This is a genomic window from Paenibacillus sp. A3, assembly GCF_001399685.1.
GTDB lineage: Bacteria > Bacillota > Bacilli > Paenibacillales > NBRC-103111 > Paenibacillus_G.
In genome coordinates, this window is sequence record NZ_JTHN01000144.1 from 1 (window position 1) to 11489 (window position 11489).

An 11489-nucleotide genomic window follows, 5' to 3' on the forward strand; every position below is an offset into this window, starting at 1 on the left:
GCTGCCGACGTCGGCAGCCGGCTGGCCAACAACAGCTCGTACGGCGAGCTTCCGGTAGGTGCAGTTACGGCGCTTATCGGAGGGCCGTGCCTTGCTTATTTGTCCTACCGGGCCGCGCAAAAGCATCGCGAGGTGCCGAAGCCGTCCGCCTCGTCGCTTGACACGACGACCCGTTTCCTTTCGTACCGTGCGCTTCTTGGTATATTCGGGGCGCTGCTCGTCGCGGTCACGATTCTGGGCATGATCTTCGGCGATGTAAAAATCCCGCTGCAGGACGTGCTGGCGGCGGTTCAAGGCCAAGGCCCCGACCTGGCCCGTTCGATCGTGCTCGACCAGCGGCTGCCCCGGATGCTCGTCGCGGCCTGCGCCGGAGCGGCGCTTGCGGTCAGCGGCCTGCTGCTGCAGGGGGTCGTGCGCAATCCGATGGCCGATCCGTCCATCGTCGGTGTTTCGGCCGGGGCCGGGGTCGGCGCGCTGCTTCTGCTGCTCGTCTGGCCGGAGCTGCCGATCGCGCTGCTGCCGTTTGCCTCCTTCGTCGGAGCGATCGCCGCGGCGCTGATCGTCTATCTCATCGCCCGCAAGACGGGCCTGCAGCCAGCTGTGCTGGCGCTCGTCGGGATCGCGGTATCCGCGTGCGGCTCGGCCGTTATTCAGCTCATCGTGGTGCAGACCAAAATGAACGTGGCCGTGGCGTTAGCCTGGATTTCCGGCAGCACGTACGCGCGGGGCTGGGAGGAGCTGGCGCAGCTCGTGGTGTGGCCCGTGCTGCTGCTGCCGCTGGCATGGCTGATCGGGCGGAGAGTGGACATTTTGGCCTTCGGTCAGGAGGGCGCAGTCGGCCTTGGGGTCAACGTCGAGCAGACGCGGCTGAGAGCGGCGGCGATCGGCGTGGCGCTGGCGGCTGCGGCCGTATCGATCGTAGGCACGATCGGCTTTGTGGGGCTGATCGCCCCTCATGCGGCGCGCCTTCTGATCGGGCACAATCATCGCCGGCTCATGCCGCTTGCCGCGCTGCTCGGGGCCGTCCTGCTCGTATTGGCCGACATCGTCGGCCGCAATCTGCTGCCGCCTAAGGAGATTCCGTCAGGCCTGATCGTCTCGCTCCTCGGAGCGCCTTATTTTCTATGGCTGATGCGGTCTTCACGCAGATAAAATGCGAATGGGATGATGTGACGATTAGCAAGATGTGAATTGTGACTGTGCAGCGGTCTTGACTGCGAATAGGGTTTCTCGACAAAGCTCAGACTGCCATTTGGCAGTCTGATTTGCGTCTCGCAATGATTCGGTACATCATGTTTACTTTTGCTCGGGATCTTTATAGGGGCTCTCGATCACGGCATTGTCGGACCGCTCCGGGGGGAACCAATTTTTACCGTGCTGCTTCCTTACGGCGGTAAAGCGTGAAAGTTAAAGAAATACAATTTTACAAAAATAATGGTTGACATGCTCGCAGTACGCATGATAAGATTTCACCAACTTGATGAACACAAAAAGCGAAGGGAGGTTAGGAACATGAGAACGCATAACGCATTCGAACAACTGTTACATACCGAGCAAGGATCCGCTCATGATTCCTTTCATAACCAACGCTTTTTACGTAGCTTTCGCGTACCTGTACGATGTTTGGCGCTTTTAGACGCATCGTAATTGGAATTCGGTAGGTGAGGCTGCGAATCGTCGTAGCCTTTTTCTTTTGCCTTGGTGGCGGGAAAAAGGGACGAAGCGCAGCTTTTTTGTTTGCTTAAATTCACGTGGAAGGAGAGAGTAGCGATGACGAATCATGATAAGATTGTCCATGTTCACGAGGTCCAATTTGAATTACAAACAAAGTCCAGTAGTCTTGGTCTGCTCCGAACCCCTCCTTCCCTGAAGGTCGGGCGATTCTGACATACGTTTCGGCGTATGCAAAATACGGAGATACAAGGCTGCCGGATCACGGCGGCTTTTCTTATGCCTTGGCACGAATCCGGGCGGAAGAAAAGCGCGTGAGCTCGCAGTCTTTTCATTTTTTACGCGGCGCATTAGGCAAGCGGTTAAGCCACACGACTTTCAATCGTGCACTCGGCGGGTTCGAATCCCCCATGCGTCACCATTTCATCATGGATAGGATGTAGTCATAGAGGTTGCTGCTATATTCGGCGACTGGCAGACCTGCGGGCCGTCCCCGCACCTATCCGTCCAACTCAGGGGAATCGCCAAGTGGTAAGGCAGCGGCATTTGAAGCCGCGAGCGGTGGTTCGATTCCATCTTCCCCTATACTCACATGGAGCTGTGGAGAAGCGGGAGTTCTCGCCGGTTCGTCAGACCGGAGGCCGCGGGTTCAAGTCCCGTCGGCTCCAACCAAATACATAACGAAAGGATGCCGTGTACATTGTACAGGTGACAAACAACCATGAAGCGAACAAATCTTTTTACCATGCACGATGACCTCACATTTCATAATGTGACAGAACGCCGCCTCTCCCTCGACGATGTGATCGAGCGGATGCTGCGGTTCATCTCTCAAGATCCGGCATCGCCGTATCAACTGATGATCGGTACCGATAGCCAGGTTCACCGCGGTCACACCAAATTCGTGACCGGCATTATTATCCGCCGTCCGGGCAAAGGGGCTTGGGCCTGCTACCGGCAGGTGGTGCTTCCCCGGGAGCTGACCTCCGTCAAAGAGAAGCTGACGATCGAAACGTCGCTCTCGCAAGAGATAGCCTGCTATTTCGAGGGGGACGCGGTGAACCGGATGGAAGAGCTGCTGCTGCCCTATGTGTACCAAGGCTCTTCGCTTGAAGCGTTTATCGATATTGATGCGGGCACGGAGCCGGTCGTCAACAAGACGTCGCTGTACGTTCAGGAGATGGTGGACCGGGTCGAAGCGATGGGAAGATACGCCGCTCGGGTGAAGCCTGACTCGTACGCCGCCTCCGCCTATGCCAACCGGCATACGAAACGACCGGCCAGCCTGGTTATGTGAACTTTTTTAAATAAGGAAGAGATCGATATGTTAAATGAAAAAACGGAAATTCGCTTAAGCAAATTTATGACCAAACTGTTAAGGCACGATCCAAAAGCGTTCGGGCTCGTTCTGGACCCGACGGACGGATCGTGCGAACTGAAAGACATGATGCGCGCCATCCGGTCGCAGCCCAGATGGGCGTCGATCACGCTGCAGGATGTAGAGCAGGTCGTGCGCAAATCGGATAAGCAGCGCTTCGAAATCGCGAATGGCCGCATCCGCGCCCGATACGGGCACAGCTTCGAGAAGATTCGCTACGAGCCCGGCGACCCGCCCGAGACGCTGTATCATGGCACGAACCGTCATGCCGCGCCGGCGATTCTGCGGGAAGGCATCCGGCCGATGGGCCGCCAGTACGTGCATTTGTCCGAAGGGCTGCAGTTCGCCACACTGGCAGGTAGCCGCAGAGGGGAGCTTGTCATCCTTCGCGTGGATACGGCTAAAGCCCGCAGTATGGGCGTATCGTTTTATTTTGCCGGAAATGAAGTGTGGCTGGCCGACGAAGTGCCGGCGTCCTGCTGCGCAGTAGACGATGGGAAAGGAGCGAACAAACGATGAGGAAGCCTTCGCTGATCGATATCGGCGTCAACTTAATGCACCGTTCGTTTCATCCGGACCGCGACCAGGTCGTCGCCCGGGCGGAAGCGGAGGGTGTCTCTCCGCTTATTTTGACGGGGACGCATATGAGAAACAGCGAAGAAGCCGCGAGGTATGCGGCTCGGTTCCCCGGCAAGCTTTACTCCACCGCAGGCATCCATCCGCATGACGCCCGCAGCTGCGGCCCGGACACGCTGGCGCAGCTGCGCAAGCTGGCCGCGCTGCCTTCCGTCGTAGCGATCGGAGAATGCGGCTTGGATTACAACCGCGATTTCTCGCCGCGCGACGTGCAGAGGAAATGGTTCGAAGCGCAGGTCATGCTGGCGTGCGAGCTGAGGATGCCGTTGTTCCTGCACGAGCGGGAGGCGCATGCGGATTTCGTCCGCATCTTGAAGACGCATCTGCACCGGATCGACCGGGCGGTCGTCCACTGCTTCACCGGCAGCGCAAGCGAGTTGAAGACGTATCTCGATATGGGACTGTATATCGGGATTACGGGCTGGATCTGCGACGAGCGGCGGGGCAAGCATCTGCGGGAGCTGGTGCGGCGCATTCCGCTCGACCGGCTGATGATCGAGACGGACGCTCCGTTCCTTACGCCGCGGGATCTGCCCGCCAAGCCGGCGGACGGACGCAACGAGCCCGCGTTTCTGCCGCATATCTTGCAGGCCGTATCCGTTTGTATGGGCAAAAGCGCGGAGGAAGTGGCCGAAGCGACGACGCAAACGGCAAAGCATGTTTTCGGATTGTAGTTTGTATGGGCAAAAGCGCGGAGGAAGTGGCCGAAGCGACGACGCAAACGGCAAAGCATGTTTTCGGATTGTAGTTTGTATGGAAAAATAGAGGTTACGAAGGGTGGGGTATCCACTTCCGACCGCTCTTGTCCTCGGGAAATTTTTATTGAAGCCGCTTGGTAGCGGACATTTCCCGAAGACAAAGGCGGGCGCTATCGCTTCTCAAGTGGATCCCCCACCTCCGTATGTTTCTCTATTTCAGTCCATAACCTCTTTCTCAACACTCCCGCCGCCGATTTCCGGCGGCCTTTTTCGTCCTCGGGTCTAGGCTTCGATCATTCCTGCTGTGCAGAGGTTGGGGCGATCCTTGCCTTCATTTTGGCGATAACTTCTCGCGGTTGCACCTGGCCTTCCGGAAGCTGGAGCAGCGATGCCAGCCCCTGGGACAAAAAGACGGACTCGGCTTCGCCGCTAAGTACGAGGAGCAAGCCCTGTCCTTCGAATTCGACATAGCGGACTTGTTCGTCGTTCGCCGCAAGCCCGCGAGCGCTGTGGTACAGCTTCAGCAAATCTTTGCTCCGGTTTTTTCCGCCCATCTTCACCGGCTTTTTGTCGTTGGCAATCAGAATCCCTTCCGGCGCGCCGTTAATCATGACGAACCACAGACGTTCGTTCGTCGGCTGGAGCAGCTTCTTGAAAGAAGCGTCCGAATAAGCCTGGATTTGTTCGGCCGTAGCCGTGGCGTCGATCGCGATGCTGAATTCGGATAATTGCGCAGCGGAGAAGGAGTCGCCCGCCAAATTTTTGTCCTTCTGCTGTTGATGGATTTGAATAAAGTCCTGTAAGCCGATTTGCTCAGGAGAGTTGAACGCTGCGTATCCGGCCATAGCGAATAGAAGACCTCCCGTCATGATCGCTGTCGTCAACGTGAAAAGTGTACGTTTCCCCATGTTTCCGCCCCTTTCTTTCTGCTCGCAAGAAAAGCTTCCTCTAAGACACGAATGTATCTTCCTCGAATAGGGTTCGATAAGAAGCTTTTCTTATTTGCTCGTGCTAATCGTTCCGCGCCATACGAAACGATTGTTGCTTTTAAAAGAGTCGAACGTCTGAGAATAATGATCGCCGTACCACGGGTCCATGTAGGATACGTATTGGTTTCCGCCGGTTCCGGTATAGTAGCCGTCAAGAACGACGAAGTGACCGATGGCCGCCCCGTTTGTCCAGCGGATAAAAGCAACCATCGGACGGCTCCCGTCGACCTCGTTTTTCACCCATTGGAGCGTCGGGAGATTGTAGAAATCGCTGCTGTTGACGCCGTAACGCTTCAAGCCGTACTTGATTTCGCCTGTCGTGGCAGGATCGTTGTAGAGCCCGCCCTTGACGTAGCGCACAAACTCCTCTTGTGAAACGGTTTTTCCGTAATGCTGCAGGATCGGTACGGATACGCCCGCCCAGCACCAGTTGCTCATTTTTTGCCGCACGTCCGGCACGGTGGCGCCGGTTCCTGGCGGCTTCGGCGGTCTTGGATTTCCGGTATCCGGCGGATTACCGAAGATGAACGCCGAAGAGATGTAATGCTTCGCATTGTTTTTGTAAAAATAAAACCAGCGCGTATCGCTTTGTCCGGTCCAATAATCCTGCTGTGCTTCTCCTTCTTCCCATCCGTCGAAATTGACTTCGGTATTTCCCGCTATCGTATACAGCACGCCCGATTTGGTTGTTGCGCCGGAGCGCACATTCACCCCAATCGGCGCTGTCGTACCTTTAAACTTGACATCGGTGGCGCCTCCGGCTGCGGCAGCTGGAACAGACACCGGGGCCGGATCGGCGGCTACCGCAAAATTTGCGCTCGCAATCAAGGTCAAGCCGACGATAAGCGTCAATAATTTTCGCATCACTCTCTACTTCCTTTCCAAGTTTATTGAAGTTCCGGCAACGGCCGGAATGGAAGAAAAAGGGCTCACCTCCCGTTACCTTCGGTTATTCTCCGGAGATTCGCTTCAAATACTAAGATGGATGCTTTGTGTTGTAAATCCTGCAGCGGTATTAGGTCTTTCCTTGCCGTTAACGCCAGACAGGCTGTTGTACTGCATGTTCGTGGGCCTCCGCGCGGCGTCAGCCGACCATTTCTTCGTCGAAACGACAAAAAAACCGTTTTCCCGATGAGTCGGGAGAACGGTTTTTGTTTTGTGTGCATATACGGTGTTATTTGCCGTTTTTCATCTGCTCGGCGAACTCCGTAATTTTTTGCGCCCGCTGGGCGATCGAGCCGGAGGATACGTTGTACTTGGCCGAAAGCGCCGATTGAGTCACTTCGGCAACGCCGTGCATGGAGCCGATGGCGTATTCCACTGCAGCGAGCATCACGTCCGCTTTGCGGATCTGCGGGCGTTCGTGGGATGCGTACGCATGCCACAAGGCGACGGCTTCCGTAATGCGCTGCCAATCGAAGGTTCCTGTCATTTGCCCGGCTAATTGTTCGGCGACCGATTGATATATTTCTTGAGGCCAGTCCAGCACCTCAATAAGTGTCTGCACGGTTTCCGCATTGAGAGACGGACCTTGATCCGCTGAAGGCCGGCTGTTGGACGGCGAGCCGATATTCGGCGCTGCCGCTTGGAGTTGAGGCGCTTCACCGGTCAGAAGGCAGCAGTGCTTGTACTTCTTTCCGCTGCCGCAGGGACACGGCTCATTTCTTCCAATTTTTCGCAATTTCAATCCACTTCCATTTCTTCTGCCAAATTCACTCTGATGACATTATAGCCTTTGAAAGGAAAAATTCCAAGGCTTCGACACGATTCGACGGCATTTAGGCGTGAATTCGATGCTATTTACGAGGAAAAAAGCCTCCGCAGAGGAGGCTTGTCTTGCGTTTTAAGCGAAACCGCTGATAGCGACGACGGACGGGCGCGGGCCGGAATCCCCGGAACGGTGAGGCCACAGGCTCGTCGGTTTGCCGGTTGGCACCGTTGCTTGACCGGGATGCGAGACGGACAGGAACAAGGTCCGCTCGTCCGCCGTGAAGCAAGGGCCCGTAAAGGCCGCTTCGACAGGCGCGGAAGCGAAAAGCTGCGCCGCCGCAGTATCTTGACCGGCTGTGCGGACCACGTACAGCCCGTTGTTGCGGAACGGGGCGTACGCGCCTTGATTCAGCTTGTCCGCCGGAATATCGGAGGCGACCCACAGGTGGCTCCGGTCGTCGAAGAGCAGCGTTCCCGGCGAGCTGTAGCCGCTGCCGCGCCCGCCGCTCGATACGATCTCATAGTCGAACGCAGCGCCGCCTGCGTCTCCGTCCTGCTCGGCAAGCTGCGCCAGATGTCCGTGGATATTTCCGTGGCGTATATTATTCGGAAAGGCGGCGATCAAGGCGCCGCTTTTGGCATGGACAACCAATCCGGCCGGCCTGTCGGTTGGCGTCGCTCCCAAGATCAAGGCGGCGTCCTGAGCATAGACGAGCACGTCGGCTTGCTCCTTATACCGCTCAACGAGCACTTCCTTAATTTGATTGACGCCGAACGGCACTTGGAAGTCGTCGCGGTTTAACGCGTTCTTGACGGCTTCGATCGTCAGCGGAACCCACCGTCCGTTGACGAGGTCGGCGGCGTAAAGCGTGCCTTCGGTCAGCAGATCGGCGTTCGCTTTTCCCGACGCGGCCTGGAGCTTCCCGGCGCTGACAAATTTGTAAAGACACGAATCCGGGGTCGTGTCCCCCATATAGACGACCACACGGCCGTCCTTGCTTAGCGTTACGGCCAGCTGGCCATGATGGAACCGGCCGAGGGCGGTATGCTTCCGCAGCTTGAAGCTGCCGTCGAACGGATCGGCTTCGACCACCCAGCCGTAGTGCGAAAGCTCAAGTCCGGCGCTCCCGCAGGTGCTCTCGAAATCTCCTTCGCAAGAAAGCACGGTGCCCCATGGCGTGACGCTCCCTGCGCCGTTCCCGAAGGTGCCTTGCACCAACGCGGCTCCCTTCACGGCGCGCGTTCCCCGGGCCGGGCCGGCCAGCTCGACACGGTCATAGCCCGTAATCCGCCGCGCGTATGCGGAATCCGGGTTGATTTTCCATTTGCCTTCCTGATCGCGGTACGCTTCGACAACGGAGGCTCCCTGACCGTACAACAGCGACTTGACCTGGTCCGCGCCGAGCGGGCCCGGCTGCCGCTGATTCAAGGCCAGCAGTGGATGAACGGAGGCATGATTGACCCAGAGAAGTCCGTTCACCTGCTTGTCGTCAAACGGAAAGAAGCGGGTAAACTCGTTGTTGTAGCCGAACGTATCGCCCTTGCGGTTAATCGGATCTCCGAAGCTGACCAGAACGTCGTGCCTGAAGCCTTTGGGGAGGACGAGCTCGTCGCCCGCTCCCGGTTCGATCGGTGTGAAAGCGTCGGTTACTTTGCCGGTTTTCCGGTCGAACAAGCTATCGCTTGCGGCGGCGCTGCCGGTAAAAGCGCCCAAGCCTGTCGATGCGGCGGCAATCGTAACGGCCCCGGTGCCAAGGTAAGCCAGAAACGTTCGTCGGGAAAGCGTTTTGTTTTTCATCAGCGATCTCCTCTATTAGGGCATCAATTCGTTGTAGCCGAATGGTAGGAAACTATGTATAATTTAATTGAACAATCTAGTAATTTATACCTAAAGTTTAAGATAGCATAAAATGCGGGTTTGCGGAATACGGCGGCAGACGCAGCGGATGATTTTTTTGTCGGCAATCAGGCCCGAAGGCAGGTGTAGGCGGTGTTACGGTTTTCCCGCGCTCAGGCGGAGGACGAGTCCTTTCTTTATGAAGTGTACGCAAGCAGCCGGATGGAGGAAGTCGGGGCATGGGGCTGGGGACCCGGGCAGATCGACCAATTTCTCCGGATGCAGTGCCAGCTTCAGCAAAAGACATACGCCGCGCAGTATCCGGAGGCCGGATGGGAGCTCGTTTGGCACAGGCAGCAACGGGTCGGCCGAAGGATGACGGCCCGGCTGGAGAACCGGATCGTGCTGATCGATTTGGCCCTGCTTCCTATATATCAACGGCAGGGGATCGGCACATCGCTGCTGCAATCGCTTCAACAGGAAGCGCAAAAAGCTGGCAAGCCGCTTTGGCTGAGCGTACAGGCTCATAATCCGGCCCGGCGTTTATACGAGCGGCTCGGGTTCCGTACACAGCAAGAAAACGGTTTGTATTGCGAGATGATCTGGCAGGCCAATACTCAATTCTAGATGTAGGTGATATTTTGCGACTGGATTGTTTTTCTTCCTTTCATAGTGTGCTGGACACCAGCTTTAAAGTGGAGCTGGATGAAAGCGACGCCGAATTGAGCTTGATCGAAGCCAAGGACACAGGCTCCACCCCGGATTACGAGCGGTTCTCATTACTATTCTCAGGCCCCCTAGAACCGTTTCTCCCACAGCAAATCTACTTGTTCAGACATCCACAGTTGGGCGAACTCCACCTGTTTACGGTGCCCGTAGGCAAAAATCCCGATGGTTTCTTGTACGAAGTTGTATTTAGCCGCCCGTTAGCGGCGGAATAGCATTCGCTATATCAATCGAAAAAGGAGCTGATTATGGATGGCAGAGCCATATATGGGCGAAATCCGGATGTTTGCTGGAAACTTTGCGCCTTTAGGTTGGGCGTTGTGCGACGGACGACTGTTGTCCATTGCAGAGTACGACACTCTCTTTATGTTGATTGGCACGACCTACGGCGGGGACGGACAAACGAACTTCGCATTGCCGGACTTGCGAGGACGGGTGCCGATTCATATGGGAAAAAATCCTGCAACAAGCAGCACTTATTCCTTGGGACAAAAGGACGGCGTCGAATCCGTAACGCTAATCGCGAATCAGATGCCCGCGCATACGCATGGCGTGATGGCTCAGTCGCAGCAGGGGACATCGAATTCGCCGGAAGGCGGATACTGGGCGAACTCCACGCTAACGCAGTTCGGCGGCGGAACGCCGGGCGGAACGATGAACCCCAACGCCTTAACGCCCTCCGGGGGAGGGCAACCGCATGACAATGTGATGCCTTTCACGACCATTTCGTTCATCATTTCCTTGCATGGAGGTTACCCTTCCCAGAACTAGTTCAGACGGATTGAAGAAGGAGGAGTCGGGGTGTCAGAACCTTATCTCGGACAAATTAAATTATTTGCGTTTAACTTTGCTCCGCGCGGATGGGCTCTATGCAATGGAGCCATTTTGCCGATCAATCAGAATCAGGCTTTGTATTCGCTGCTCGGCACGACCTACGGCGGGAACGGTGTGACCACTTTTGCGCTCCCGGATTTGCGAGGACGGGTGCCGGTTCATCCAGGGAACGGCATCACCTTAGGACAAGCTGGGGGCGAGGAAGCGCATACGCTGACCGTAAACGAAATACCGGCACATACCCATCAGGCGTGGGGGAGCAATGACACAGCCTCGTCCAAAAGCCCCGTAAATAACGTCTGGGCCAAAACAGCTGTAAGCTCCTATCATACGCAAGCCGACAAACAGCTAAGTACGGGCGCTGTGGGGAGTGTGGGGCAAAATCAAGCTCATACGAACATGCAGCCCTATACGGTCTTGAATTTTTGCATTGCGATTGATGGCAGTTACCCAACCAGGGATTAGGAGGAAGGAGCAGGCCTATGGATAGTTTTTTAGGGGAGATTACGATGTTTGCGGGCAATTTTGCTCCTAAAGGCTGGGCTTTCTGCAACGGACAGCTTATCCCGATTGCGCAAAATACGCCGTTGTTTTCGATCCTCGGCACGCAGTATGGGGGAGACGGGAAAACGACGTTTGCCCTGCCCAATTTGCAGGGAGCGGCTCCGATGCATCGGGGGAACGGGCCGGGGTTAACGCCGCGGAATATCGGACAGTCAGGAGGCAGCCGGACGGTAACGCTATTGACATCGCAGCTTCCCGCGCATACGCATTTAGTCAACTCCGCCGCTGCGGGTTCCGGAACTACGGTGGAAGGGATGTTGTGGGCGAAAACCCCGGGGCGTGTCGGAGGAGCAGCTTACGGTGGCTTTACAAATTCCGTTCCGATGCATCCGGGAGCGGTCCAATCGGCGGGGGGCTCCCAACCTCATAACAATATGCAGCCCTATCTTGCCATTCATTTTATTATCTGCCTTAATGGTATGTTTCCTCCTAGAGACAGCTAATAC

At 56.4% G+C, this 11489-nt stretch carries 12 protein-coding genes and 3 tRNA genes; 11 read left to right on the forward strand and 4 right to left on the reverse strand.

Translation table 11 applies throughout. The annotated features are described in order from the left end of the window. The 7 genes from QJ48_RS21815 to QJ48_RS21845 all read left to right on the forward strand — a co-directional run. Positions 1 to 1152: iron chelate uptake ABC transporter family permease subunit (locus QJ48_RS21815; RefSeq protein WP_157261715.1), on the forward strand; the 1152-nt coding region annotated here is incomplete at its 5' end. Between the two features lie 863 nt (positions 1153 to 2015). Continuing rightward, positions 2016 to 2092 (forward strand) — tRNA-Glu (locus tag QJ48_RS21820). A gap of 93 nt (positions 2093 to 2185) precedes the next feature. Continuing rightward, a tRNA-Gln gene (locus tag QJ48_RS21825) sits at positions 2186 to 2256 on the forward strand. 9 nt (positions 2257 to 2265) lie between these two features. Continuing rightward, a tRNA-Asp gene (locus tag QJ48_RS21830) sits at positions 2266 to 2339 on the forward strand. 53 nt (positions 2340 to 2392) lie between these two features. Next, positions 2393 to 2968, forward strand: coding sequence for a ribonuclease H-like YkuK family protein (locus tag QJ48_RS21835; protein WP_054975612.1), 576 nt, complete (start codon positions 2393 to 2395; stop codon positions 2966 to 2968). Positions 2969 to 2995: 27 nt separating this feature from the next. Next, positions 2996 to 3568 (forward strand): RNA 2'-phosphotransferase, encoded by a 573-nt coding sequence (locus QJ48_RS21840; protein ID WP_054975613.1) that lies wholly within the window; start codon positions 2996 to 2998, stop codon positions 3566 to 3568. Beyond that, positions 3565 to 4359: a TatD family hydrolase gene (locus QJ48_RS21845; RefSeq protein WP_054975614.1), complete on the forward strand. Its 795-nt coding sequence runs from the start codon at positions 3565 to 3567 to the stop codon at positions 4357 to 4359. The genes QJ48_RS21840 and QJ48_RS21845 overlap by 4 nt, the downstream gene beginning before the upstream one ends. Positions 4360 to 4676: 317 nt before the next feature. On the opposite strand, the gene QJ48_RS21850 is transcribed toward QJ48_RS21845, so the two are convergent. From QJ48_RS21850 to QJ48_RS21865, 4 genes are all read right to left on the reverse strand, one after another. Continuing rightward, on the reverse strand, positions 4677 to 5291 hold the full coding sequence (locus QJ48_RS21850; protein WP_063858137.1) for a hypothetical protein: 615 nt from the start codon (positions 5289 to 5291) through the stop codon (positions 4677 to 4679). A gap of 90 nt (positions 5292 to 5381) precedes the next feature. Further along, a complete protein-coding gene (locus QJ48_RS21855; protein WP_054975616.1) occupies positions 5382 to 6236 on the reverse strand; it encodes a papain-like cysteine protease family protein in 855 nt (284 codons plus the stop codon). A 310-nt stretch (positions 6237 to 6546) separates the two neighbouring features. Then, complete coding sequence (locus QJ48_RS38900; protein WP_054975617.1) at positions 6547 to 7059, reverse strand: SEC-C metal-binding domain-containing protein; 513 nt, start codon at positions 7057 to 7059, stop codon at positions 6547 to 6549. A gap of 156 nt (positions 7060 to 7215) precedes the next feature. Next, positions 7216 to 8880 (reverse strand): PhoX family phosphatase, encoded by a 1665-nt coding sequence (locus tag QJ48_RS21865; RefSeq protein ID WP_054975618.1) that lies wholly within the window; start codon positions 8878 to 8880, stop codon positions 7216 to 7218. 192 nt (positions 8881 to 9072) lie between these two features. Between QJ48_RS21865 and QJ48_RS21870 the strand changes: the two genes are divergently transcribed. The 4 genes from QJ48_RS21870 to QJ48_RS21890 all read left to right on the forward strand — a co-directional run bounded on the left by QJ48_RS21870 (position 9073) and on the right by QJ48_RS21890 (position 11486). After that, positions 9073 to 9546: a GNAT family N-acetyltransferase gene (locus QJ48_RS21870; protein WP_054975619.1), complete on the forward strand. Its 474-nt coding sequence runs from the start codon at positions 9073 to 9075 to the stop codon at positions 9544 to 9546. A 351-nt stretch (positions 9547 to 9897) separates the two neighbouring features. Beyond that, positions 9898 to 10416, forward strand: a complete 519-nt coding sequence (locus QJ48_RS21880) for a phage tail protein (protein ID WP_054975621.1) — start codon at positions 9898 to 9900, stop codon at positions 10414 to 10416. 30 nt (positions 10417 to 10446) lie between these two features. After that, the gene (locus tag QJ48_RS21885) at positions 10447 to 10944 is read left to right on the forward strand and encodes a phage tail protein (RefSeq protein ID WP_054975622.1); all 498 of its coding nucleotides are present in this window, start codon (positions 10447 to 10449) and stop codon (positions 10942 to 10944) included. A gap of 17 nt (positions 10945 to 10961) precedes the next feature. Next, positions 10962 to 11486, forward strand: a complete 525-nt coding sequence (locus QJ48_RS21890) for a phage tail protein (protein ID WP_054975623.1) — start codon at positions 10962 to 10964, stop codon at positions 11484 to 11486. Positions 11487 to 11489 lie beyond the last annotated feature (3 nt).